The sequence below is a fragment of the Pseudomonas sp. 008 genome (assembly GCF_016861935.1).
GTDB lineage: Bacteria > Pseudomonadota > Gammaproteobacteria > Pseudomonadales > Pseudomonadaceae > Aquipseudomonas.
Genome location: NZ_BOMA01000012.1, coordinates 28,957 through 54,704 on the forward strand (window position 1 = coordinate 28,957; position 25,748 = coordinate 54,704).

Annotated in this window: 16 protein-coding genes; 14 read left to right on the forward strand and 2 right to left on the reverse strand. The window is 59.1% G+C overall.

From position 1 onward, the window contains the following. Positions 1-84 precede the first annotated feature (84 nt). The 4 genes from JUI81_RS22415 (at position 85) to JUI81_RS22430 (ending at position 5,983) form a co-directional block, all read left to right on the forward strand. On the forward strand, positions 85-1,170 hold the full coding sequence (locus JUI81_RS22415) for an acyl carrier protein (protein ID WP_096480337.1): 1,086 nt from the start codon (positions 85-87) through the stop codon (positions 1,168-1,170). Positions 1,171-1,253: 83 nt separating this feature from the next. After that, a complete protein-coding gene (locus JUI81_RS22420; RefSeq protein ID WP_204125049.1) occupies positions 1,254-4,664 on the forward strand; it encodes a beta-ketoacyl synthase N-terminal-like domain-containing protein in 3,411 nt (1,136 codons plus the stop codon). Between the two features lie 59 nt (positions 4,665-4,723). Next, positions 4,724-5,200: a polyketide cyclase gene (locus JUI81_RS22425; RefSeq protein ID WP_019578642.1), complete on the forward strand. Its 477-nt coding sequence runs from the start codon at positions 4,724-4,726 to the stop codon at positions 5,198-5,200. An 84-nt stretch (positions 5,201-5,284) separates the two neighbouring features. Further along, a complete protein-coding gene (locus tag JUI81_RS22430; RefSeq protein ID WP_096480339.1) occupies positions 5,285-5,983 on the forward strand; it encodes an outer membrane protein in 699 nt (232 codons plus the stop codon). Between the two features lie 197 nt (positions 5,984-6,180). Here JUI81_RS22430 and JUI81_RS22435 read toward each other — a convergent pair whose 3' ends face one another. After that, on the reverse strand, positions 6,181-6,957 hold the full coding sequence (locus JUI81_RS22435) for an alpha/beta fold hydrolase (protein WP_019578640.1): 777 nt from the start codon (positions 6,955-6,957) through the stop codon (positions 6,181-6,183). An 818-nt stretch (positions 6,958-7,775) separates the two neighbouring features. Between JUI81_RS22435 and bcsQ the strand changes: the two genes are divergently transcribed. The 10 genes from bcsQ to JUI81_RS22490 all read left to right on the forward strand — a co-directional run bounded on the left by bcsQ (position 7,776) and on the right by JUI81_RS22490 (position 25,082). After that, positions 7,776-8,861 carry a cellulose biosynthesis protein BcsQ gene (gene bcsQ / locus JUI81_RS22445; RefSeq protein WP_204125050.1) on the forward strand — a complete coding sequence of 362 codons (1,086 nt, stop codon included), beginning with the start codon at positions 7,776-7,778 and terminating at the stop codon, positions 8,859-8,861. After that, the gene (bcsA, locus tag JUI81_RS22450; protein ID WP_204125051.1) at positions 8,858-11,089 is read left to right on the forward strand and encodes a UDP-forming cellulose synthase catalytic subunit; all 2,232 of its coding nucleotides are present in this window, start codon (positions 8,858-8,860) and stop codon (positions 11,087-11,089) included. Before bcsQ ends, bcsA begins: the two co-directional genes overlap by 4 nt. After that, positions 11,086-13,389: a cellulose biosynthesis cyclic di-GMP-binding regulatory protein BcsB gene (gene bcsB, locus JUI81_RS22455; protein WP_275406302.1), complete on the forward strand. Its 2,304-nt coding sequence runs from the start codon at positions 11,086-11,088 to the stop codon at positions 13,387-13,389. Before bcsA ends, bcsB begins: the two co-directional genes overlap by 4 nt. A 7-nt stretch (positions 13,390-13,396) precedes the next feature. After that, positions 13,397-14,638, forward strand: a complete 1,242-nt coding sequence (bcsZ, locus tag JUI81_RS22460; RefSeq protein ID WP_374707271.1) for a cellulose synthase complex periplasmic endoglucanase BcsZ — start codon at positions 13,397-13,399, stop codon at positions 14,636-14,638. Next, complete coding sequence (locus JUI81_RS22465) at positions 14,614-18,474, forward strand: cellulose biosynthesis protein BcsC (RefSeq protein WP_204125054.1); 3,861 nt, start codon at positions 14,614-14,616, stop codon at positions 18,472-18,474. The genes bcsZ and JUI81_RS22465 overlap by 25 nt, the downstream gene beginning before the upstream one ends. 17 nt (positions 18,475-18,491) lie before the next feature. Continuing rightward, positions 18,492-19,160, forward strand: coding sequence for an SGNH/GDSL hydrolase family protein (locus JUI81_RS22470; protein ID WP_026286561.1), 669 nt, complete (start codon positions 18,492-18,494; stop codon positions 19,158-19,160). Further along, complete coding sequence (locus tag JUI81_RS22475) at positions 19,157-19,831, forward strand: alginate O-acetyltransferase AlgF (protein WP_204125055.1); 675 nt, start codon at positions 19,157-19,159, stop codon at positions 19,829-19,831. The genes JUI81_RS22470 and JUI81_RS22475 overlap by 4 nt, the downstream gene beginning before the upstream one ends. Before the next feature lie 18 nt (positions 19,832-19,849). Beyond that, a complete protein-coding gene (locus tag JUI81_RS22480; RefSeq protein ID WP_204125056.1) occupies positions 19,850-21,259 on the forward strand; it encodes an MBOAT family protein in 1,410 nt (469 codons plus the stop codon). Further along, entirely contained in the window at positions 21,259-22,413 is a 1,155-nt protein-coding gene (locus JUI81_RS22485; RefSeq protein WP_204125057.1) for a cell division protein FtsQ, read from the forward strand. The genes JUI81_RS22480 and JUI81_RS22485 overlap by 1 nt, the downstream gene beginning before the upstream one ends. A 245-nt stretch (positions 22,414-22,658) precedes the next feature. Continuing rightward, positions 22,659-25,082, forward strand: a complete 2,424-nt coding sequence (locus JUI81_RS22490) for a glucose/quinate/shikimate family membrane-bound PQQ-dependent dehydrogenase (RefSeq protein WP_204125058.1) — start codon at positions 22,659-22,661, stop codon at positions 25,080-25,082. 60 nt (positions 25,083-25,142) lie between these two features. Here JUI81_RS22490 and pcaG read toward each other — a convergent pair whose 3' ends face one another. Then, positions 25,143-25,748, reverse strand: a complete 606-nt coding sequence (pcaG, locus tag JUI81_RS22495) for a protocatechuate 3,4-dioxygenase subunit alpha (RefSeq protein ID WP_019578629.1) — start codon at positions 25,746-25,748, stop codon at positions 25,143-25,145.

Here is a 25,748-nt window from a genome sequence, read left to right on the forward strand (position 1 = left end):
ATTCACACAAGGCCCACCCCTGGGCCAAGACTTGTTATTTCTTGTTTGTAGAAAACATATACCGACTTTGGTTAGGAGAACCTCATGCGCTTCCAACTCAACGATGTTGTGCAGGAATTCATCGTGTCCAATGGAAAAATAGCCAACAGCTATTTTTCTCTTTCAGAAAAAATCATTGATTCACTGTGCGAGTCCAATATCGCAAAAGAATCAATATTGATGCGTTTGCTGGAGCAGGCCGAATCCGTCACTGCGCACTACTTCAATGCTCACCAACAAGTCCTCGAGGGCGTTTATGCCAATGGGATTGAAGCCCCCGTCAATAAAAACCTTGCGGTGCTGGAGCCCGTACACTCGAACCCGGTAATACTGGAATCGACACCTGTAGTGGAACAAACGCCTGCACTCAACTACGGGCAATGGTTACGCGCCGAAATAAGTACGGTCACCGGATTCAAAAAGGAACAAATCGACTTCGATCAAAGTTTCGAAAGTCTGGGTATCGACTCTCTCGGCATGGTCGATATTTTCGAATCCCTGGCCCAGCACTTCCCGGAAAAGAAAGAGCTCACCTCGCAGCTCTTTGATGCCCCCACTCCTACCGCCTTGCTGGCGCGACTTGAAGCCGATCCGCAGGCACCTGCCGTGGATGTTGAAGCATGGGTACTGGAACAACTGGCGAATATCACCGGTTTTACGGTTGACCAGATCGACCAAAAACAAAGCTATGAAAGCCTGGGCCTGGACTCCCTCGTGCAGCTGGACTTCCTGGAGTCGGTCGTCGCATTGTGGCCGCAACTCAAGGCCAACAGCACTGAGCTGGCCAACGCCAAGTATCCGCAGGCAACAATCGCCCTGATTAAAGCCGCCCTGGCCGCCCCCGAGTCAACATCAACACCCGCTACCGAAGTGCAAGCACCTGCCACAACGGACGCCCAAGGGCAGGCAAGCAACCTGCTTTTCAACTCCCTGTCACCCCTGATCCCGGACGCGCCACAGTCGATCGACATTGAGACGCCCTTTGCACAGTTGGGGCTCAATGGTTTTGCCCGAGAAGCACTCTGCCAATCAATGGCGCAACAGTGTTCTGCCAGCGAGTTTGCCGGTGAAGCACTGATGTCGCGTCGTACGCCGCAGGATGCCTTGTCGCTTCTGGCACGACTGAGCTGAAGCACTGAGCCGCTGTAAAAAATGGCATGGAATCCGGGTGATCGGACAGATCACCCAGCATTTTGGCAATCAGGAGACAGGGTATGAATGACGCGGTAACAACAGAGGGCGACTTTTGCTTCAGCGCAATGGCCGGCGAGTTTCCCGGGGCACCGTCAACGGATGCGCTTTGGCACTTGCTGTCGGAAGGACAGATAGCGCCTATCAATTCGATGCTGACACGCTGGGAACTGGATAAGGCGTCAATCTATTCAGCAAAGACAGGTGAAAAGGATCGCGTTTACCTGGACAGTGCTTTTTGCCTGAAGGATGACGCTTCAATCCCTTCACGGCATGAAGGACGGCAGGTCGCCATCGGTAAGAAAGTACTGCAGACACTCCTCGCCCAGCTTGCCGGACAAGGCTCGACACTGATCAAGGAACGCACTGCATTGGTGGTCGCAACATCCTGGAGCGACGAGAGTTATTTCGTCACAGGCATGTCCGGAAAAACCGAAGCACCACAGGGCTACACGCCGGGTGAACAAGTGGCTGAACTGGCTGCGGCTTTTGCCTTCGGTGGCCCGGCGTTGTCCGTCGACACTGCCTGTAGTTCGTTTCCCTATGCAATCGACATGGCTCAGGCTCTGGTCAACAGCGGACAGGCGGATAACGCGATTGTCATGGCACTGAACACCGTGCTGCCACCGGCGCTGTTTCTGGGCTTCTCGCAGTTGACCGCCTTTTCCGCCCGGGCCCAAATGCAGGCATTCGGTCAGGACGCTGACGGTATTGTGCCGGGCGAATGTGCAGTCGCCTTTTTGGTCGAACCGCTATCGCAGGCCCTGATTGCGCAGCGCCGCCCCCTGGGTGTTTTACGGGCATTGGGAATGTCCGCCGATGGCGCCGAAGGTTCGGTGTTTGCGCCTGGCAAACAGGCCCAGTACACGGCTTACCAGCGTGCCTATATCGGTCTGGATCCCAATGACGTGGACTACATCGAAACCCATGGCACCGGTACTCCGCTGGGTGATGCGACAGAGCTGGACTCGCTGAACAGCTTCTTCGCCCCCCATTGCACAGACGGCAAAAAAATCACCATCGGTTCGATCAAGTCCGTCATTGGCCACCCACTGGCCGCCGCTGGAGGCGCTTCGCTCGCCAAAGCGCTGATGATCTTGCGTCACAAAGGGATTCCACCTCAGCCCGACTACCGAACCAGCGCAAAAGTCGACGAGACCAGCCTGCGACTGGCCACAAAGCAGATACAGCCCCTCGCGGACCGGCAGTCGGCGATCCGTATAGGCATCTCGAGTTTTGGCTTTGGCGGCGCCAATGCGCATCTGGTGGTGGATGAATATATTCCCGATAACCGCCCTGCCGTCCCTCTAAGCGCCCCCGGCGTGTTGATGCTGGACCTCGCGATTGTCGAGGCTGAAGCAGCGATCGGCAGTCACGGTTCATTGCAGTCATTCAAGCAACAGCTCGATCGGCCGACAGCGCCATCGGTCAGTTTCCCTTATGGGCGTTTCGTTGATTACACCCCTGCCCCAGGTCAGCCGTTACTGGGCCAATTCCTGGCGCAGGATCGCGTCATTGATATCGACGGTTTCGGCATGGGCCCCAAACCTCTGGCCCATGTCGATCCGTTCAAGTTGTTGATCACCGATCGCGTCAATCATTTGCTGCGACGCCTGCCGGGTGTGGCCGGCTCACCCGGCACGGCGATGGTCATGTGCTGCAACATGGGTGGGGAACGCTTCAGCAATGCGTACAGCAGCGCTCACAGCTTCTACTCCCAGGTTCAAGGCACGCCACCGGGCGTGGAAGTAGCGGACGTGGCAACCATGTTGCCGAACATGTTGTCCGGCTACCCGACGCAGATTTTTGACTTCAAGGGTTTCCATCAAACACTGGTCGGCACCCCGGGTCTGTTCTGGCAAACCTTGCTGGCGTCGCAGCAATGGTTCAAGAACGGCATAACCACGCTGTTGCTCGGTGCAGGGCGCTTTATCAGCGGTGAAATCGAGATCGAACGCGCCCGGCATTCAGCGACGGTGCAAGGTGAAGGACTGGGGCTGATTGCGCTACGTCCTTATCAACCAGAGGCCAGCGACAAACCTTTACTGGTGATCCGCGCGGCGGTCCTCGCCCATGCCGCGAACTCGCTGGATGAGGCTTGCCAACTGCTGGGCAAAAAGCGCAGTCAATACCAGAGCATTGAAGTCTGCGAGCTGCAACCTGATGCGACTCATGCCAGCGGATCCCTGCAAGAAATGACTGGCTTCCTGGCTGAAGCCAGTGGCATCGAAACCCTGTTGGCGGTGATGTTGAGTGCATCGGCTCACACGGTGATCGAGGTTCGCGAAGCCAGCAAGGCAGTGATGTGGTTGTTTACTGAAAAGCTTCGGGAATGGAGCACGGTGGCCGAACCCGCTCCTGCCATCAAGCATCCCTTTACCCTGCGTTTTGCTCACTCGGCCCACCATGAACTGCAGCCGGTGATCCCGCCTGCCCGTCCTGTCAGCCTTGTCCGCGAACCACAAAACGACGGCGTCGATGTGTTGCAGCTCAGCGACATGCTGACCAACACCCTGCTCTCAGGGCTGCGTGTCCGGGTTCGCGCCATGGAGAGTCTTTTCGCCCTGCACCGTGGCACTGAAGCCCAGCGCCCGGCGCACTGGCAACGTCGCCCGGAAAACGTCGTAATCACCAACGTCCAGCGCGGCCCCCAGTCACTGCGTGCCCAGCTCGCGGTGAATGAAGCGCACCCTTATTTCTTCGATCACCCTCTTGATCACATCCCCGGCATTTTATTGCTTGAGGGCGTGTTGCAATTGATTGAACTTGCCATGCCGCCACTGAGTGGACGGGTCGCCTATGTCAAAACCCTGAATATCAAGTTCCAGCAATACGTACAAAAGGAGGGTGTGATCGATCTGCATCTGGAACAGGGTAAAGACCCGCAGGTGTTCAATGCCAAGGTCATGCAAGCCGGAAAGCTGATGTGCACCTGCGTCCTTGGGATGGCCTACAGCTCGGCGTTCGAGAAATCGCCCGCCGGCGAGTTCACGGCCACTCGCTGCCGCGACAAAGCCTTGCTGCACAAGGCCAGGGAAGAAAACGTCATCGTCAGTGACATGAGCGGCATCGCTCAGGGTTTGAGCGTGGACACGCTCAAACTGCCGGATGAGCACTTCTTCCAGGAGGGCGACCCCGAGCACTATTCGATGGTGTATTTCCTCGAAGTTGCCCGCCAGTGCTACATGCAGATTGCCCACAGCCATCTGCGGATTCCACTCAACACTCCGATGAACCTGCTGGCCTTGAGTTTCACCCTGGATCGGCCAATCCCCAGGAACAGTCCGCTGTCATTGGCACCGCAAGCGGGTTTTGACGCACAGCAGCCGTTCAAAACCAACCGCATCTATATCGACCTGTTCAACCGGGGCGAAAAAATCGGTCAAGCCAGCATTACAGCTCAAGTGCTGAGTCAATCCGCACCCGCTGCCTGAGGCACTCAATTGATCCCACTCTCCCGCATGACCGTGCCCCCAACAATCAAGGTGTCGCCGTGAACGATGTCAAAGTGCAAGTCATAGTCAAATCGCCGCGTGCTGAAATCTGGAATATCTGGAGCAATTTTTCAGAAGCGCCGCTATGGGATACCGACGTTCGCCAGTGTGAACTCAATGGCCCGTTTCAACCTGGAACGCGAGGCAAATGCGTCCTCAAAAATGGCCTGAACATGCCGCTGAAACTGGAAGCAGTGAAGCTGCATGAAAGCTATCGGAACACGGCAAGACTGCTTTGGATCGACCTTGAGTTCGATCACCAGATGCGCAGGCTTTCCCCGAATGAAACCCAGGTCATCCATAGCGCGAAGATCTCTGGCCCCTTGAGTTTTTTATACCGCGGGCTGCTACGCAAAATGCTCACCGCGGCAATGACCACCGCACTGCGCAACCTGTGCACGTTGGCTGAACAACGAGCGAATGCCATCAGTACCCCAGGGCTCGAAAAGCCTGGAAAGCATTTGCACCGTGTATGAAATATCCCGGGAGGGAGCGTGTTGAACGCTCGCTCCCGAACACCCCCCGCTTACTTATCGATAACGGCACACTTCGGACCGAGCATGAACCTATTTAAAAAACCTCAGTATCTCGTGATGGGCGTCATTGGCATGGGCCTTATTGCCCCTGAGTCCAGTTCCGCCGACACGCTCGGCCCCTATGTCAGTGTCATGGGTGGTCTGAACTGGGTGGCTGCGCAGGACCTTAACCAGAACAACCTCGACTTTGTCGAGATGGAATTCAACCAACCGTTACACTCCGGCTACGCCACCGGACTGGCACTGGGCTGGCGATTCCCCATCGGGCTCAGACCTGAAGTGGAACTCAGCTACCGCAAAAACACCCTGACCCAATTCAATAACCGGGTCTATGAAGGCGGCGGGAGCATCGACGGTAAAGGCGAAGAGGAAGCCACCAGCGTCATGGCCAACCTCTGGTATGACGTCTTGAACCTGCCAGCACCTTTCAGTCGGTTCACCCCTTACATCGGCGGCGGCCTGGGTTACACCACGCTGTCGGTCAGTGGCCTGGAAGCCGGCGGCGTCCAGTTCGGCGGCACTCATCGCGACACCGTATCGGCCTATCAACTCGGCGCCGGTATAGGTTACGAACTCACCGAACAATGGTCCATGTCCCTGGATTATCGATACCTCAAGACTCGCGATGCTCACTTCGGTGACATTCAGGGCCTGCCCCAAGGCGATGTGCGTACTGACTACAGCGCCCAGTCATTAATGCTCGGCCTGCATTATTGGTTCTAAGGGGTTAAACAGATCGGCGCCTTGCAAGGCGTCGCTACGGCAAGCCGGTGAAACGCTTCGGCGCAGAGGCTCACCGGCTGATTAACTGACTGACGACCACCCGTTCAAAAATCGATCAAGGCACAAATGAGTTCCTCACTTGATGCCTTGATTCGATACTTGACCCTCTGCCTAACTGCACTTCACAAGCGCAGGAATCACATCGCCGTAGCCGCTTTTTCAATCAGCCGGGCTACCGGTTCCGGGTTTGAAACCATCACGACATGGGAAGCCCCTTTAACGACTTTCACCACCTTGGCCTCGGCTCGCTTGGCCATGAATTCCATGGCCTGCGGTGGAATGTTCTTGTCCTTGTCGCCATAGATGTACCAGGACGGAATGTGCTTCCAGGCAGGAGAACCTGACTGCTCGTTCAGCGCCGCTTCGGTGACCGGGCGCTGAGTCGCCGCCATCAATGCCGCCTGCGCGGCGGGGACGTCAGCGGCGAACTGATCGTGAAACTTGTCCTGCTGGATGTACAAATCCTTGCCACCATCAGCCAGTGCGACAGGCGCTGCGAGGGCTGGGCCGAGGGTACTCCCCGGGAATTTGCCGGCTAGCCCGGCGACCGTTTCGCCCGCCTCGGGCGCGAAGGCGGCGACATAAACGAGTGCCTTTACATTGGCATGGTCGTTGGCCGCTTCGCTGATGACGTTGCCACCGTAGGAGTGGCCGACCAGCACAACAGGCGACTTGATGCCATCGAGCAACGCAGAAACAGCAGCACCATCGCTCTTCACACTGCGCAATGGATTGGCGGCGGCCACAACAGGGTATCCATCTTTTTCGAGGATCTTCACCACGCCATTCCAACTCGAAGCATCGGCAAAGGCGCCGTGCACCAGAACGACAGTAGGCTTTTCAGTTTGCGCCGACGCGTTGGCGCCGATGATCAGGCTAACGGTGCAGGCCAGAGCGGCCATTACTTTTTTCATTGGAAACTCCTTGGGTGGTTGAACTATTGAGCGAATCGCGAGAAGGCGAAGTCGTGGTTCTGTACTCCTGCACAACTTTGTATCAACTGCCTTGATCGCAATCTTGAGCAACTGTGCTGTCTTGGGCGTTGGCCGCTACCGCGCCAAGGCTGAGCACGGCAAACATTGAAGTGATGCTGAGGTTCTTCCAGTTCATGTCGATATCTCCAGACGTTGAGTGATCCTGTGAGACGCCTTGTGCTGTCTCGATGGAGTTCATTTGACGCCGATCAGGTATCCCGGATGTGTCACCAACCGCCCATAAAAGAAACACTCCGTATCGGCATGCGGTCTGGATACACCGAGATACATTTGTGCTAGCAGTGGTGAAACTTGGTAACCATTAAAAAGAGACCGATGTTGCTCTTTTCAATTTTCACAAGCTTCAACGAAAGCCAATAGAACAATAACTTTAGCGAAAAACGCGACTCACACTCCGCCCCATTGAAATCGAAGAGATTTCTTTTATCCCTAAAACAAGAATATTCGGAAATTATTTCTTCCGATAAATGCACTTATTACCTGTTACCGCACCACACCTCATTGGACAGTTATTATTTTTGCGCACTTTAACATTCACACTTCATACAAACATCACAACACACAAATAACACTTGGACAAACACCAACATGACTCGCTGACTTTTTATAACAATCATTGACACACCTACATGGAAACCCTAAATTAATGGCACTCTGCCAACACCTAGACGACGCATCAACTTTGTTAAGTTAATGGAATGCTGAGTTTCTAAGTTATTTCATTCCTGGTACAACGCATGAAATATGTAGATGACATTACGAAACTCTTTACACGTTTTGGCGCCAATGCAGAGACTTACCAGGAAATACAACCGAACTATAAAGATTTCAAAGACGACCCGGTTATACCTGCGGTGGCTGAGCCAGAACCGCCGGTCGAGCCGGTGAAAAACACTGTCCTCTCGCCACCATCGCCCAAATCCCCTCCCCTGACCGAACCACCTGCGAGTTCCGCTACGGGTGACCGTCAGCGTTTGAGCGACCTCTTGCGTGAACTCAACCAGGTTCGCCGAGACGGTCTGCCAGAAACGATTCGCAAGCGGACCAAGGCGAAGGTCATTGCCATCGTTTCAGCGAATGGTGGGGTGGGTAAAAGCACCGTCGCCGCTGGCCTCGCGAAAACACTGCGGCACCCTGGCGGGCGAGTCATCGCGATTGATCTGGACCCTCAGAACGCGCTGTCCAGCCACTTGGGTATCACCAGGCCGGCTCCCGGGCTGATCCAGCTCAAAGAACAGGACGCCGACTGGAGCGCTCATCGCCTGCCGGGCTTTAGCGACAGTGAGTGCCTGCCCTTCGGCACTGGCGAGCTGAACGAACGCCGATTGCTCAGGCAGATGCTGCTTGAAGATGCTGACTGGTTGAATCAGCACCTGGCGTCAATGAACCTCAGCGAAAACGATATCGTGATCCTGGATACGCCTTCGGGCGCGACCGTCTATTCGCAACAGGCACTCGACGCCGCCGATCTGGTGCTGGTGATGACGGTGGCCGACGCGGCCTCCTACCTGGCACTGGACACCATGACCCAGTGGCTGGAAACCAGCCCGCGACGCGCACAGCGGCAGCGGTATGTGCTCAACCAACGGGATGACTCTCGTGCGTTCAGCAGGGACATGGGCGTGCTGTTTCAGCGACGGCTCGGCGCTAACCTGATCGGGACGATTCGCCTCGATCACCAGTTCAACGAGTCGCTGGCCTATGGTCGGGACCTGTTGCAGTACGCACCTGAGAGCATTGGCTGTCAGGACATTCTGTCGCTATCAGGCGCGGTCCATGCCCTGCTTTTCGCGGATGCTTCCAGCCAGCAGGGCACGCTATGACCGTCCAGCTGAATCAGCTACCTGCAAAGACCTGGTGGTTGCAGAAGCTGCTGGATAGCTTCCAGGATCGCTTCAGTCAATGGCCCCTGCGTTGGCGCCTGGGCCTGAAAATTTCAGGCGGGCTGATTGCAGCATTGTTGGTGCTGGGTATCCTCACTGCACCGCAGAATCTGTATTCCCAAGCCGTGTTTGCCTCCGTCTGTTTTGCCGCCAGCCTGATCATCCGCAAGCAAACCGGGCGTCTGGCGATCCTGACCCTGATTACCCTCTCGCTGATCGCTTCGTTGCGTTACATGTACTGGCGCCTGTCCGACACCCTGGACTTCGACAACTGGCAGGATGCCGTATTTGGCTACGGGCTGGTGCTGGCAGAACTGTATGCCTTGCTCGTCCTGGTCTTCGGCTATGTACAGACCGCCTGGCCGTTGCAACGTAAGCCGCAGTTTCTGCAACAGCCACCCGCTGAATGGCCGACGGTGGATGTGTTCATTCCCACCTATAACGAAGCATTGGGTATCGTCAAACTGGTGGTACTCGCGGCTCAGGCCATTGACTGGCCCGAGGGCAAACTGCGGGTGCACGTGCTCGATGACGGACGCCGGGAGGAATTCAAGGCTTTCTGTCAGAAGATTGGTGTCAACTACATCACCCGCGACAACAATCAACATGCCAAGGCCGGCAATCTCAACGAGGCACTCAAAGTCACCGATGGCGAGTTCATTGCCGTATTCGACGCCGACCACGTGCCCACCCGCTCCTTCCTGCAAATCACCATGGGCTGGTTTTTAAGGGACCCGAACCTGGCGTTGCTGCAAACGCCGCACTTTTTCTACTCACCCGATCCGTTCGAAAAAAACCTCGATACCTTTCGCTCGGTACCCAATGAAGGTGAGCTGTTCTACGGCCTGGTGCAGGACGGCAACGACCTGTGGAACGCGGCATTTTTCTGTGGGTCCTGCGCGGTCATCCGGCGGACTCACTTGCTGGAAGTCGGCGGCATCGCCACCGAGACCGTGACCGAAGATGCACACACGGCACTCAAGCTCAATCGCCGTGGTTTCAACACCGCTTACCTCGCCATTCCACAAGCGGCGGGACTGGCCACCGAAAGCCTTTCCCGACACATCAGCCAGCGCATACGCTGGGCGCGGGGCATGGTGCAGATTTTTCGGACCGACAATCCCTTGTTTGGCAAAGGACTGAACCTGGGGCAGCGCATCTGCTACCTCAACGCCATGATGCACTTTTTCTACAGCCTGCCCCGCCTGGTGTTCTTGACTGCACCATTGGCCTACCTGTTTTTCGACGCGCAGATTTTCCATGCCTCGGCGTTGATGGTCACGGTTCATGTACTGCCGCATATTTTCCATTCCAGCCTGACCAACTCCAGCATCCAGGGGCGCTTCCGCCATTCCTTCTGGAACGAAGTGTATGAGTCGGTGTTGGCCTGGCACATCATGCGCCCGGTACTCCTGGCCCTGATCAGCCCTTCGCTGGGCAAATTCAACGTAACCGACAAGGGCGGCACCGTCGAAAAGGACTATTTCAACTGGAAGCTCGCGCGGCCTTACATCGTCCTGCTGACCTTGAACATGATCGGTCTGGCGATCGGCATGGTGAAACTGGTCGGGAGTGATTCGGCCGAAGTCACTACCCTGCTGATCAACCTGGTCTGGACCGTGTACAACATCATCATCGTCAGCACCGCCGTGGCGGTGGCCACTGAGTCCTCTCAGGTGCGCAACGAGCCCAGGGTGCCCGCGGATCTGCCCGTGCGCGTCTATCGCGAAGACGGCACATCGTTCGATTGCATAACCCGGGATTTCTCACAAAACGGCGTGGGCCTGGCACTGCCACCGCAAATTCAGCTCAACGCCAAAGAGAAGCTGCGGCTGTGCATTCTGCGCACACCTCCCTCAAGCCTCTTTCCCGCAACAACGATCTTCAGCAACGACAACGTGGCAGGCGTGAAATTCGAGGGTTTGACCCTGCGCCAGCAAAGTGAACTGGTGCGACTGACCTTTTCACGGGCCGACACCTGGGCCAACACGTGGGGCAACGGCCGCCTCGACGCACCAATGTCAGCGTTGCGCGAGGTCAGCAGCATTGGCTTGCGCGCCATCCTGCGCTTGTTCGTTGCCACCCTAAAGGACAGCCAGGCGCTGCTGCGCAAACGCCCGGCCACTCCATCACCCATCGACCCCACCGCGGACACGCAACGATCTTGAAGCCTTCCACTCGCCGGACCTTTCCTCCTCGTCGCTCACTCATGCTGCTCGCCTGCTCACTAGTGGGCTGGAGCGACTGGGCGTTGAGTGCTACCACCCCAATCAGCGCCACAGAGCCGGCGGTGATGCCGGTCGCATCGTTGTCCGGGACCGATGCCCCGAGCAATAGCTATACCCGCACCCTCAAGGAGCTGGGCAAAAGCTATTCGATGAACCTTAAAGGCGTGGAGGCTACCGACAGTGTGAATTTCAATGTGCGTGCCGATGAAGTCGTCACGGCTGCGCAGGTCACACTGCAGTACAGCTATTCACCGGCGCTGCTGGCCGATCTTTCGCAAATCAACGTGCTGATCAACGATCAAGTGGCCGCCAGCCTGCCCCTCCCGAAGGAAGAGGCCGGTAAATTGCAGACCCGGACCGTGCAGATTCCGCCGCAGACCATCACCGAATTCAACCGGCTCAGCCTGCAGTTCATCGGTCACTACACGATGCAATGTGAAGACCCTCTGCACTCCAGCCTGTGGGCCAAGATTGGCAACGAGAGCCAGCTGAGCCTCCAGGTGTCCTCGATTAAGCAGCCCAACGACCTGTCCGCTCTGCCTCTGCCCTTGTTCGATCGTCGAGATGCTTCGCCCCTGAAGCTGCCCTTCGTGTTCACTGCGCGTCCGGGTGGCCCTGAGCTTGAGGCCGCCGGTATCCTGTCGTCCTGGTTTGGCGCCCTGGCCAGCTACCGCGGCGCAACCTTCCCCGCCAGCCTCACCAGCCTGCCGGCCAAAGGCAACGCCGTGGTGTTTGTCAGCGGCAACGAATCAACGGCCTTGAGTGGCTTACCGATCAAAGAAGCCACGGGGCCGACATTGACACTCGTGAGCAACCCGAATGATGCTCAGGGCAAACTGTTGATCGTCTCCGGGCGCGATGGCGCCGACCTCAAGGTCGCCGCGACAGCACTGGCCCTCGGTGGCTCGGCTTTTTCCGGGCACAGCGTGGTGATCGACCGGATCGACTCGCTCAAGCCACGCCGACCGTACGACGCGCCTAACTGGCTGCCCTCCGACCGCCCGGTTCGCCTGGGTGAACTGGCGAACCCCGCAGAACTCAATGTGTCAGGTTACAACCCGGGACAAATGACGGTTGCGCTGCGCTTGCCACCCGACCTGTTTAACTGGCGTGAGCCCGGCGCACAACTTGACCTGAAATACCGCTATACGCCGCAGCCGGTCTCGACCAATTCCTCGTTGCTGGTCAACTTCAACGATACCTTCATCAAGTCGATCGATCTGCCTTCGATCGAGAAACTCGGCAACAGCGACAGCCTGCTGGCGATGCTCAAAACCGACGACAGCCTGGCCCGCACGTCGCGCATGCTATTGCCGCTCAATTCCGTAGCGCTGCAATCACGCCTGCAATTTCGCTTTATGTATGACTACATCAAACAGGGCGACTGCCGCGACATCATCATCGACAACATGCGCGGTGTGATCGACCCGGACTCGACCCTGGACCTCAGCCAATACGAACACTTCATGGCCATGCCCAACCTCGGGGTGTTCAAGGACAGCGGCTTCCCGTTCACCCGCATGGCCGACCTTTCTGAAACATCGGTGATCCTGCCCAATGAGCCAGGCCCGGCCGATCTGAGCGCCTATCTGACCGTGCTGGGCCGCTTCGGCGACTCCACCGGTTATCCGGCCACCGGCGTAAAGGTGGTCCACGCCGACCAGGTGGCCGAGCAACGCGACCGGGATTTGCTGGTGCTCGCCTCGGGTAACAATCAACCGCTGCTGGAGCAATGGCAAAGCCTGCTGCCGGCCAACGACGAAGCTGCTGCGCAGTACTTTGAACTGTCTGACCTGCCCTTGCGTCTGCGCAACTGGATCAGCCCGGATACGAAAACCAATCTGCGTGAAGCACGCAACAGCTTCAGGTTCAGTGCTGACGACGGCAGTGCTTATCTGACTGGATTCGAATCGCCGCTCAAGAGTGGGCGCAGCGTGGTGTTTATCGCCAGCGCAAGGCCCAACGGCTTGGCCGACGTGACCAACGCCCTGCTCAGCAGCGAAGAAAACGCCCACGAGTTGCAAGGCAGTCTGGTGGTGGTCAAGGGCAAGCATGTCAAATCGCTGGTCGCCGAACAGGATTACTACGTCGGGAGCCTGGGGCCATTGCGCTATCTGCAGTGGTACCTCTCGCAAAACGTATTGGCGCTCATGCTGTTCACGCTCCTCGGGGTCCTGTTGTTTGCTTCGATGACCTACCTGGCCCTGCGCCTACGGGCCAAACGTCGTCTTGGTCAATAAGCCGCGCATGCCTGTGTCGTCCATGAGCAGCCCGAGAGTTTCACTTCGCCAATGCCTGCGCGATAACGCGCGCAGGTTGAGCGTTGTGCTTGCGCTCGCCCTGCCGGTGCCTGCGATAGCCGCTACAACTCCCTGTGAGTTGCCGGCCTGGCCACTGTGGCAAACCTATGCAACGCGCTTCGTCCAGGCCGACGGCCGGGTTCTGGAATCGAGCCTGGAGAACAATCACAGCACTTCTGAAGGGCAATCCTACGGCATGCTCTTCGCACTGATCGGCAACGATCAGCCACGCTTTGACAAACTCTGGCGCTGGACATCAGCCAACCTCGCAGGCTCCGCCACCGCCACACGGCTGCCAGGCTGGTTATGGGGGCAAGGCACGGACGGTCAGTGGCGCCTGCAGGACGCCAATTCGGCTGCCGACGCCGACCTGTGGATCGCCTACGCCCTGCTCGAAGCCGCACGCCTGTGGCATCGGCCGGACTATCGCCAGGATGCCCTGCACCTGATGGCGACGATTGAAGCGCAATTGGTCGTCACGCTGCCCGGGCTGGGTCCGATGGTATTGCCTGGACCACAGGGCTTCGTCCTGCCGGATGCTCTCTGGCGCCTGAACCCCAGTTACCTGCCACTGCCACTGTTACGGCGGCTGGCCAAGGAAGCTCCCAACGGGCCCTGGCAAGCGATTGCCAACAACACCGCGACGATGATTGCCCAGTCAAGCCACCACGGTTTCGTCGCTGACTGGGTCGGTTATCAAGGCACTTCAGCGCAATCGGGTGTCTTCGTCAGCGACCCGATCAACGGCGACACGGGCAGCTACGATGCCATTCGCGCGTACCTCTGGCTGGGCATGAGTGACACCTCCGACCCGCTGGCAGCGCTCCTGCTCAAACGGCTGGACGGCATGGCCCGCAGCACTGTCGCGACAGGCTCCCCCCCGGAAACAGTCCGGATTCTCCACGGCAGCGTTCAGGGTCAGAGCCCGTTCGGATTCTGGGCTGCACTGATTCCCTACCTTGAGGCCAAGGGGCATCCCCGGTTGGCCGATCAACAACGCCAGCGCGTGGAGCTCGCCTTGCAAGAGGCGCTGGCCAGGCCTGATGCCGACGCCAGTCCGCCGCGTTACTACAACTTCATGCTTAGCCTGTTCGCGCTCGGCTGGGCAGATAAACATTACCGATTCCGGGAAGACGGAACGCTGAAACTCTCCTGGGAGACCGCATGCACGCGCACCACCGCACGCTAGCCATCGCCGTCATGAGCGCATGGACGGCTGCTGCACACGCTCAAAGTCCGACGCCACAGACGTTACTCGTCGAGCAAGGGCATTACTGGCAGTCGCACAACAACCCTCAACGCGCTACGGAAGTCTGGCAGAAAGTCCTGCTGCTGGACCCGGTCCAGGTTGACGCACTCTATGGCCTGGGCTTGATCGGCGTGCAACAGGGCAAGCCACAACAAGCGCAGCAATACCTCGCCCGCTTGCAAGCCATCCAGCCAACGCCTCGGCAGGCTCTGCAATTGGCGCAGGACATCGGCGTGGCCCAACCGCAGAACCAGCAGCGCCTGGAAGAGGCTCGGCGCCTCGTCGATGCCGGTGAGCGTGACAAGGCGACCGCCGTGTTTCGCTCGCTGTTCGATGGCCGCCCACCTCAAGGTACGATCGGCCGCGAGTATTACAACAACCTTGCCTTCAATCAGGCTGACTGGACTGAAGCACGCAGCGGATTCCAGCGCCTGCAACGCGAGATGCCCAACGACTCGATCGTCGCGCTGTTTTACGCCAAGCATCTGGTCCGCCGTGAAGACAGCCGTGCCGAGGGCATTCGTGCCCTCGCCGCGCTGACCCAGCGTACCGACATCGCCGGTGATGCCGACGAAAGCTGGCGCCTGGCACTGACCTGGATCGGTCCGCCCAATCCGGCACAAGTACCGTTGTTCGAGGCGTACCTCAAGACGCATCCGGATGACGTGGAAATCCGCGCGCAGATGAACAAGGGCAAGCAACAGCCGGCAACGACGGCCAGCAAGGAATGGCAACCGCCCGCCGAAGTCGCGCGCGGCCTGAAGGCGCTCAAAGCAGGCGATCAGGCCACCGCCGAACAGGCGTTTCAAGCACGCTTGAAAACCCAGCCCGATGACGCTGACGCGCTGGGCGGCCTTGGAGTTATTCGCCAGCAGCAACAGCGACTGGCCGAAGCGGAAAAGCTCCTGGGTCAGGCCACGCGACAACACAACGGCAGCCACTGGCAAGTGGCGCTGAACGAAGTGCGCTACTGGTCTGCGTTGCAGCAGGCCCGCGATGCCCAGGCCAAAGGCCAGACAGCCCAGGCACAGGCCTTGGTGAACCAGGCGCTGCGGCAGAATCCAAACGGGGCGGATGCTCTCCTCGCCCTGGCGGATATTCAGGCCAGCGCGGGCCAGTTCGATGACGCTCAGCGCAACTATCGGCAAGTTTTGAATCTGCGCCGCGACGACCCTCGAGCACAGGAAGGGTTGGTCAATGTGCTGCTCAAGAGCGGCAAGAACGATGAAGCCCTGCAACTGATCAACAGCCTGCCAGCCACCGGACAGGCAAAGACCGGCCAGTCCGCACGCCTGCAAGCCTTGCGCGCGACGCAACTGGCCGCCCTCGCCGAACAACGCAACGACCTGCCCGCTGCGCGCAACGCCTTGCAAGACGCGCTGCGCTACGAACCGGACAACATCTGGACACGTTTCGCCCTGGCCCGCCTGAACCTGGCAATGGGCGAACCGCAAAAGGCTCGGGACCTGATCAACACCATGCTCCAGGCCCACCCCGACAATGCCGATGCGCTTTACGTCAGCGCCTTGCTGTCGGTCCAGATGGGTGAGTGGAAAGCCGCCCAGGCAACCTTGGGACGCTTGCGCCCCGACCAGCGCACCCCGGACATGGAAGCACTGGCCGCTGATGTCAACCTCAACCTGCAACTCAGCCAGGCGATCGGGTTGGGCAAGCGCGGACAGCGTCAGGAAGCCCTGACCTTGCTCGATCGTATTCAGCCGATGGCCAACAACAGCCCAGATCGCACGGCGAGCCTGGCCTCGGCCTATGTCGAGATCGGCGAGCCGACCCGAGCGCTGGCCCTCATGCGCGGCCAGTTGCAACACACCGCTGCGCCCTCGGCGGACTTCATCCTGCAATACGCGGCGGTCCTGCTTGAGTCCGGAGAAGACGCGCAGGTCAACGAGATTCTGCGCGACCTTCAGAACAAGCCCTTGAACGCACCGACTCGCAAGCGTTTCGACGACCTGCTCCATCTCTATCGCATCCGCCAGGCTGACCATCTACGCGAACAAGGCAATCTGGCCAGCGCTTATGACACGCTGGCGCCCGCACTGGCGCAACGTCCCGGTGACAGCGCCGCCGTCGCGGCGCTGGCGCGAATGTATTCGGCCAACGGCGACACGGCAAAAGCCCTCGAACTCTACAAACCGCTGTTACAACGTCAACCAAACGACCCACAGCTGCTGTTGGGTGCCGCCGACGCGGCGGTGTTGGCACATGACACAGGCTTTGCCGAACAGGCACTGCAACAGCTGCTCAAGACCGAATCCGGTAACCCTCAAACGCTGACCGAGGCGGCCCGCCTCTACCAGAACATGGGCAAGACCGGCATGGCGACCGATCTGCTGCGCAAGGCAGTGGCCATCGAACAGAGCGAGAAACGCAGAAACCAGAGCGGTCAACTGGCCGGGTCGACGGTGGCACCCAACCCTTTTGCGGGGGTGTCGGGGCCACGTAGCGAGGTCAGTCGTGACGCCTTGCTGGCAGCGATCCCGCCACCGGTTCAGGAAATGCCGGGCAGCGTGAGGTCTACTTCCCCTTTTGGCATCGACGCCCTGCCAAGGCCCCAGCAGGCGAGCAATCCATTCGAGTCGCAGTTGCCGCGCGCAGTACTGGTGAGTGAAGACATCAGCCCCGCGCAACTGGCGCTGAATAAAATCCTTCAGCAGCGCAGTGCCTACGTCACCCAGGGCGTGAGCATTCGCAGCAACAACAGTGAGTCGGGGTTGAGCAAACTGACCGATATTGAAACGCCGCTGGAAATCAATATCCCGCTGGATGAAAGCCGCGTCGCCCTGCGCGTGACACCGGTCTCGCTGAACGCCGGCAGTGCCAGCGGCGAAGCACTGCAGCGCTTCGGTAGCGGTGCGCAGAGCGAAGGCGCTGGCTCGCAAAAAGCCGAGGGTGTCGGTCTTTCCGTCGCTATTCAACGGCCCGCGGATGGGCTCAAGGCCGATCTCGGCACCACCCCGCTCGGTTTCAAATACACCACTGCCACGGGCGGCATCAGCGTTGATCGCCCCATAAGCGACTCTTCTAATGTCCGCTATGGTGTGAGCGTTTCCCGGCGTCCGGTGACTGACAGCGTCACCTCGTTTGCCGGCACCACGGACAAACGCAGCGGGCAGTCCTGGGGCGGTGTGACCGCCAACGGCGGGCGCGGCCAGTTGAGCTATGACGACAGCGAAGTCGGCGCCTATGGCTACGCCTCCTGGCACCAGCTATTGGGCAACCATGTCGAATCCAACAGCCGCAGTGAACTGGGCAGCGGTGTCTACTGGTACCTGCAAAATGCAACGGACAGCAAGCTGACCGTCGGCCTGAGCATGACCGGCATCAGCTACGCGAACAATCAGGACTATTTCACCTATGGCCACGGCGGCTATTTCAGTCCGCAGACGTTCTTCGCCCTGGGCGTACCGGTGACCTGGGCACAACGCACCGGGCGCTTGACGTATCAAGTCAAGGGCTCGGTCGGCGTGCAGCATTTCGAGCAAGACAGTGTCGACTATTTCCCGACCGACAAAGCCCAGCAGGCGGCCTCGGGCCTGCGTTACGCCGGGCAAAACAAAACCGGGATCGGCTACAGCGTCGCCGCGGCCGCTGAATACAAGGTCGCTTCGAACTTCCTGCTGGGCGCCAATCTGGGCCTGGACAACGCCCACGACTACCAACAATTCAGCGGCGCCCTGTCTTTGCGTTACCTGTTCGAGGACATCAGCGGCCCCATGAGCTTGCCGGTCAGTCCGTACGCCTCACCTTATTCCAACTGATCATTCTGGAGTTTCCGATGCCCACTTCTGCCCTTGCCGGCCTGACGCTCCTTGTTCTTGGGGAGAGCCATATGAGCCTCGCGGACCACTTGCTGGAGCCGCTGCACGACAACCTGACTCGCCAAGGCGCCCTGGTTCACTCCATCGGTGCCTGTGGCGCCAGCGCCGGCGACTGGCTGATCAGTAAAAAGGTCGACTGCGGTGCCGAGCGCAAAGGCAACGACAAGATGGTGATCAAGGGCCGTGACGCCACCACCACACCGATCCAGGACCTGATCGCCGCCGACAAGCCCGACCTGGTGGTACTGGTCATCGGCGACACCATGGCGTCCTATGACAAGCCCGTATTTCCGAAGGCCTGGGCATGGCAAAGCGTCACCGGCCTGGCCAAGGCTATCGCGGCCACCGGGACCCGTTGTGCCTGGGTAGGCCCGGCCTGGGGCAAAGCCGGTGGCATGTACCAGAAGAATGATGCCCGTACCCAGTTGATGTCGCAGTTTTTAGCCGCGAACGTGGCGCCTTGCACCTACATCGATTCGCTGACGTTCTCCAAACCCGGGCAGTGGATCACCACTGATGGGCAGCACTTTACCGTCGCCGGTTATCAAGCCTGGGGCACTGCGATTGGTGGTGCGTTGGCCAAGTTGCCCGCCGACACTGTCAGCAGCACAGGAGCCGGCAAATGACTCGATCCGCATGTGGCTGGGCGCTGTTCGCGCCCTTGTTGCTGAGCCTGAACGCCCAGGCCGCCGACATTGCCCTGTACCCGACGGGCCCGGATCAGGACTCGGCCTTCTTGCGCTTTATCAACGCCGCCGACCGCCCCTTGCAGCTGCTGGCCGAAGGCTCGCGGGCCAGCCTCAGGCTCGCGGGTTCGAATGCCGTGTCCGACTACTTGCCCGTGCCCGCCAACCAGCCGATCAAGGGCACCCTGGAACGCAACGGCAAAAGCCAGCCGCTGGACATCCAGGTGGCAGCAGGCGAATTCGCCAGTGTGATCGCTTTGCCAGACAGCGCTCAAGGTATCCGCCAAGTCGTCATCCGTGAGCAACCCGACGATTTCAATAGCCTGAGAGCCTCGCTGGCGTTTATCAGTGCCGATCCAGCGTGCACCCAGGCCGGTTTGCGTGCTGCGGGGAAAAACACCGACCTGTTCAAGGAGGTGGCCGACGGCAGCGTGCAACGCCGAGCGATCAACCCGGTCAGCCTGTCGGTTCAATTGGTCTGCGCCCAAACCAACGTCGGCGCCCCACTTGACCTCGGCCAGCTCAAGGCCGGCGAGCGCTACAGCGTTGTGCTGCTACCTGGTGCAAATGGCCCGCACCTGTTGCTCGCGACTGACGTCCTGGCCCACTGATCGGATCGCGCCACCACCATGGTTTTTGCCTCTCTCGAGTTTCTGACGTTGTTCCTGCCGCTGTTCTTGTGCAGCTATGCAGTGTGCCCAGCCGCCTGGCGCAACGTCACGTTACTGATCGGCAGCTGGCTGTTCTATGGCTGGTTGAGCCCTCGGTTTCTCGCCGTGCATGTGGTGCTGACCATCATGGCGTGGGCCGGCGGCTTGCTGATTGACGCCTTCTGGGAAAAAGACAAGGACCGCGTGCGGCTACTCGTGACATTGATCGTGCTCAACACGGCGGTGCTGTGCTGGTACAAGTACGCCAACATCGTCGCCGGTACGTTGATCGATGCCCTTGCCTGGTCTGGCGCCATGCCGCTGGACTGGCAGCGAGTCATCATGCCAGCCGGGCTATCGTTTATCGTCTTGCAGGCGATTTCCTATCTGGTGGATGTACACCGCCGTACCGTGCCGGCCGAACGCAGCTTCATTAATTACGCCACCTATATTTCGATGTTCGGCCATTCGGTCGCCGGTCCCATCATTCGCTATGACTGGGTTCGACGTGAGCTGAATCAGCGTCACTTCAACTGGCAGAATTTCTCGCTGGGCGCACGCCGGTTCATGGTCGGGATGAGCATGAAGGTCCTGGTGGCCGACACCCTGTCGCCGGTGGTCGATGTGGCGTTCAATGTGCAGAACCCAAGTTTCTCTGACGCCTGGATCGGCTGCCTTGCTTACTCCTTGCAACTGTTCTTCGACTTCGCCGGCTACAGCGCCATGGCCATTGGCCTTGGATTGATGCTGGGCTTCCACTTTCCCGAGAACTTCAACCGTCCCTATCTGGCCAACAGCATCCAGGACTTCTGGCGCCGCTGGCATTTGTCGCTGTCCAGCTGGCTGCGTGACTATCTGTATATTTCGCTGGGTGGCAATCGCAACGGTACCTGGAAAACGTATCGCAACCTGTTCCTGATCATGGCCATCGCCGGCCTCTGGCACGGTGGCGATAGCTGGAATTATCTGCTGTGGGGCAGCGCCCATGGCATTGCGTTGTGTGTGAATCGTGTCTGGAACAGCTCTACCCTGCCCCCGTTACAGCCAGTGTTTTCCCATGGGCTGACCCTGCTGTTCGTCTGCCTGGCCTGGACACTGTTCCGCGCCCCCGACTTTCACAGCGCGCTGAGCCTGTATGCCGGACAGTTCGGGCTGCAAGGCATTGCCCTCGGTGACGAACTGTCCGCGACCCTACGCCCGGTACACGGCCTTGCGGGTTTGCTGGGGGTGTTCGGTGTCGTTACACCGTTGTTGCACCCTTACTGTGAGAAACGACTGGGCGGCCTATTGCTCCACACCACCGCCCTTTGGCCCATCGCCGGTTTCATGCTGTCGTTCGCACTGATCGCCAGTCGCGAAACCGTACCCTTCCTGTACTTCCAATTCTGATGACAACCCTAAAGCCTCCCCCGCTCCCTACTCAGCCAGATGATTTGGCGATTCGCAGCAGTCGGTTGGCAGGCGTGGCGCTGCTGATATTCCTGTTCGTCGGACTGCTGTCCTCTGGCCGTCTGATCGTTTCAGGGCAGATCTCACTGTTACCCGGTGAAGTGCTGACCTCGCAGATTCTTGATGGCGATATCACTCATCGACTCGCCAAGGAACTGTCGAACGCTCACCTCCCCACGACCTTCGCCGAGCTGGAGCGCGGAGTCAGTTGGCTGCTCCTGAACGACACCGGGCCGAGGGTTCGCTCAGGCTGTCCTGGCTGGTTGTTTTTGGCCGATGAGCTCAAGGTCAACCATCAAGCGCAGCGCAATGCCGATGCCAAAGCCCAGGCCGTGATTGACCTGAAGCAGCAGCTCTCCCAGCGTGGTATCAGCCTGCTGGTGGTCATCGTTCCAGACAAGAGCCGCATCGCTTCCGAGCAGCGTTGCACACTGCACCGCCCAGCTGCTCTCGAAGGACGCATCCAGGCCTGGACCTCAAAGCTGGATGCGGGCGGCGTGTCGAATCTGGACCTCACCGCTGCGCTGACGCCACTGGGGGCCAGTGCCTGGTTGCGCACCGATACGCACTGGAGCGAATCCGGCGCGAAGGCGGCGGCCGATGCCATCACACAGCGCCTGAAGACCCTGGGCATCAGCGCCACGCCAAGCAGGTCGTTCAACGAGCATCATGCCCCGCTCGCGGTTCGACCTGGCGATCTGGTCCATCTGGCGGGGATCGACTGGCTGCCGCTCAAATGGCAACCCGCACCCGACATGGTCGCCCAAACCAGCACCCACGAACTTCCCGTTGCGTCAGCCGCCAACCCTGACACTGAGGCAGACCTTTTTGGCGATGCCGACCTCCCCAACACCGCGCTCATCGGCACTTCATTCTCACGCAACTCCAACTTCGCAGGGTTTCTGCAGCAGGCACTGGGCGCCCCCGTGGGTAACTTCGCCAAAGACGGTGGAGCGTTCTCTGGCGCTGCAAACAGCTACCTCAGCAACCCGGCCTCCAAAGAAACGCCGCCAAAGCAAATCATCTGGGAAATCCCGGAGCGGGACCTGCAATCGGCGTACGTCGACCCCATTGCCTATCGCTCTTTGCGGTAGACCAATCACACCTGGCTGAAGGCAATCTTCGCCAGCTCGCCCCGTGTGTTCAGGGGCATTTCTCTCGATTGTTACCATCTTCGCAACAGTGTTTCTCCTTTCCGGCAAATGACAATTTGTCGCAGGGCTCGCTTTTTTTGATATCTTTGCGCAATTAACCAAATAGTTAACAACTATTTTCAGACTTGCCTTCACTGCTCTTAACCCTCCCCACAAACGTTCATGCGTCAGTAGGATCATGCAACATGACTAAGTCTCGACCTTCGGCATCCGTCAGCCGCTGGCCCATCTGGGTCGTCGCCTTCGGTGTGCTGGTATTTGGATTATTCTTCGCAACCGGTGGTGGCTACCTCGCCACGCTGGGTGGCAGCTGGTACTTCCTGCTCGCCGGTTTCGGTTTGATCGTCTCTGCCGTACTGCTCTTCAAGCAGCGTCTGCAGGGTGCCTGGCTGTTCGCGGCGGTGATGGTGCTGACCGTGATTTGGGCGCTGGCCGATGTCGGACTGAATTTCTGGCCACTGATCTCTCGCTTGTTCGCCCTGGGCGTGCTGAGCCTGTTGGTGGCATTGGTCTACCCCCATCTGCGCAAGGCCAATAGCCTGGCCAGCGGCCGCAGTGGCTACGCTCTGAGCGGTGTGCTGGCAGTCGCCATCGTTGCAGGTGGTGCCGGTATGTTCGTACCCCATGCCCCTGTTTCGCCGACCGGTGACGGCCCAGGGCTGACAAAGGTCGAACCTGCCAAGGCGCAGAAAAACTGGGAACACTACGGTAACGACGAAGGCGGCGGCCGCTTCGCCGCTCTGGACCAGATCAACCGTAGCAACGTCTCGAAGCTGGTGCCGGCATGGACCTACAATACCGGGGACATCGCGATCAGCGACGGCAATGGCGCCGAAGATCAGATGACACCGTTGCAGGTTGGCGACAAGGTGTTCATCTGCACCCCGCACAACAACCTCATCGCACTGGATGCCGACACTGGTAAACAGCTGTGGAAAAACGAGATCAATGCCAAGACCCGTGTTTGGCAACGTTGCCGCGGTATCGCCTACTTCGACGCTACCGCTGCGCTCGCCCAGCCTGCTGACGGCAGCACACCTGTCAAACCCGTGTCGATACCGGCCGGCGCCAACTGCCAGCGCCGTCTGCTGACCAACACCATCGATGCGCGCCTGATCGCAGTGGACGCCGACACAGGGGAGTTCTGCCAGGGCTTCGGTAACAACGGCCAGGTTGATCTGAAAGCCGGTCTCGGCGACGTCCCTGACTCCTATTACCAGCTGTCATCGGCACCGCTGATGGCCGGGACCACCGTGGTCGTCGGCGGCCGTGTCGCCGATAACGTCCAGACCGACATGCCAGGTGGCGTGATCCGTGGTTTCGACGTCGTCACCGGCGAGATGCGCTGGGCATTCGACCCGGGCAACCCCGAAGACAAGCAGGCTCCGGCGGCCGGCAGCACCTACGTGCGCAGCACGCCCAACAGCTGGGCACCGATGTCCTACGACCCGGCGATGAACACCGTGTTCTTGCCGATGGGCAGTTCGTCCACCGACATCTACGGAGTGGAACGTACGGCACTGAACCACAAGTACGGTGCTTCCGTTCTTGCACTGAACGCAACAACCGGCGAAGAAAAGTGGGTCTACCAAACCGTCCACAACGACCTGTGGGACTTCGACCTGCCCATGCAGCCAAGCCTGATCGACTTCACCAAAGCCGACGGCAGCAAGGTGCCCGCCGTAGTGATCGGCACTAAAGCCGGCCAGATCTTCGTGCTTGACCGCGCCACCGGCAAACCGCTGACCAAGGTTGAAGAGGTTCCGGTCAAAACCTCGAACATCCCGAACGAACCTTACTCGCTGACTCAGCCGAAATCGGTGGGCATGCCAGCGATCGGCGCGCAAACGCTGTCCGAGTCAGACATGTGGGGGGCAACGCCGTTCGATCAACTGCTCTGCCGTATCTCGTTCAAGAAAATGCGTTATGACGGGCTGTACACCGCACCCGGCACCGATATCTCGCTGAGCTTCCCGGGCTCGCTGGGAGGGATGAACTGGGGCGGTATCTCGACTGACCCGGTACACGGTTTTATCTTCGTCAACGACATGCGTCTGGGCCTGTGGATCCAGATGATTGCGGCGCAGAAAGATGCCAAGACCTCTTCCGGTGGTGAGGCACTGAACACCGGCATGGGCGCGGTACCGCTCAAAGGCACCCCGTATGCAGTGAACAAGAACCGCTTCCTGTCGGTTGCCGGCATCCCTTGCCAGGCACCGCCTTTTGGCACACTGACCGCGATCGACATGAAAACCCAGAAAGTCGCGTGGCAAGTGCCGGTCGGCACCGTCCAGGACACTGGCCCGTTGGGTATCAAGATGCATCTGCCGTTGCCGATCGGCATGCCGACGCTGGGTGGTACGCTCTCCACCCAGGGCGGCCTGGTGTTCATTGCCGGTACACAGGACTACTACCTGCGCGCCTTCAATTCCGCCAACGGAGAAGAGGCCTGGAAAGCCCGGCTACCCGTGGGCAGCCAGGGTGGCCCGATGACGTATGTGTCGCCGAAAACAGGCAAGCAGTACATTGTCATCACCGCGGGTGGTGCGCGTCAGTCACCCGATCGCGGCGATTATGTGATCGCTTACGCGCTGCCTGATAGCAAGTAAACCAGTAACACCTGAAAACCGCTGCCGCCGTGTGAGCGTGGCAGCGGTTTTTTGTTGCCTTTAAAAATCGAAGAACACCGTTTCACCCTCCCCCTGAATACGTATGTCGAAACGATAAGCCGCCTTGCCATCCACCTCGCAACGCTGCGCTATCAGCGTTTCGCGACGCTGCGGTTGCTCGATCAGATTAAGCACCGGGCACGTCGCGTTGGCTTGTGGCTCATCGGCAAAGTACAGCCGGGTTTGCAGGTGAATATTGATCCCGCGGGCAAACAGCGACACATTGATGTGCGGCGCCATCGGCACCCCGGCGGCATTGTTCACCACGCCAGGCTTGATGGTATTGAGTGTCCACTCGCCTGCATCGAAGGTGGTGGCGGTTCGGCCGAAACTGTTGAAGGTTTTTTCCGAGTCGAAGACCGGGTCGTAGACACCTTCATGGTTGGCCTGCCAAAACTCCAAAAACGAGTCTCGCACCAGGTGACCGTTACCGTCATAGACATGACCGATCAGCAGAATCTGTTCGCCCTCGGCACCCGGCTTGGCCATCTGATTCCAGATTTCTTCCGACCGTGTCGGGTTGCCGGCAGCCGCCAGGGCCAGACCGATATGCACATAGGGGCCGGCCGTTTGCGAAGGGGTTTCGGGTAGCAGTTCGATAGGCAT

What these genes read in the sequence shown, in the direction of transcription:
- JUI81_RS22415 (WP_096480337.1), top strand. Translation starts at nt 85, where the DNA reads ATGCGCTTCCAACTCAACGATGTTGTGCAGGAATTCATCGTGTCCAAT.
- JUI81_RS22420 (WP_204125049.1), top strand. Translation starts at nt 1,254, where the DNA reads ATGAATGACGCGGTAACAACAGAGGGCGACTTTTGCTTCAGCGCAATG.
- JUI81_RS22430 (WP_096480339.1), top strand. Translation starts at nt 5,285, where the DNA reads ATGAACCTATTTAAAAAACCTCAGTATCTCGTGATGGGCGTCATTGGC.
- JUI81_RS22435 (WP_019578640.1), bottom strand. Translation starts at nt 6,957, where the DNA reads ATGAAAAAAGTAATGGCCGCTCTGGCCTGCACCGTTAGCCTGATCATC.
- bcsQ (WP_204125050.1), top strand. Translation starts at nt 7,776, where the DNA reads ATGAAATATGTAGATGACATTACGAAACTCTTTACACGTTTTGGCGCC.
- bcsA (WP_204125051.1), top strand. Translation starts at nt 8,858, where the DNA reads ATGACCGTCCAGCTGAATCAGCTACCTGCAAAGACCTGGTGGTTGCAG.
- bcsZ (WP_374707271.1), top strand. Translation starts at nt 13,397, where the DNA reads ATGCCTGTGTCGTCCATGAGCAGCCCGAGAGTTTCACTTCGCCAATGC.
- JUI81_RS22465 (WP_204125054.1), top strand. Translation starts at nt 14,614, where the DNA reads ATGCACGCGCACCACCGCACGCTAGCCATCGCCGTCATGAGCGCATGG.
- JUI81_RS22470 (WP_026286561.1), top strand. Translation starts at nt 18,492, where the DNA reads ATGCCCACTTCTGCCCTTGCCGGCCTGACGCTCCTTGTTCTTGGGGAG.
- JUI81_RS22475 (WP_204125055.1), top strand. Translation starts at nt 19,157, where the DNA reads ATGACTCGATCCGCATGTGGCTGGGCGCTGTTCGCGCCCTTGTTGCTG.
- JUI81_RS22480 (WP_204125056.1), top strand. Translation starts at nt 19,850, where the DNA reads ATGGTTTTTGCCTCTCTCGAGTTTCTGACGTTGTTCCTGCCGCTGTTC.
- JUI81_RS22485 (WP_204125057.1), top strand. Translation starts at nt 21,259, where the DNA reads ATGACAACCCTAAAGCCTCCCCCGCTCCCTACTCAGCCAGATGATTTG.
- JUI81_RS22490 (WP_204125058.1), top strand. Translation starts at nt 22,659, where the DNA reads ATGACTAAGTCTCGACCTTCGGCATCCGTCAGCCGCTGGCCCATCTGG.
- pcaG (WP_019578629.1), bottom strand. Translation starts at nt 25,748, where the DNA reads ATGCCTATCGAACTGCTACCCGAAACCCCTTCGCAAACGGCCGGCCCC.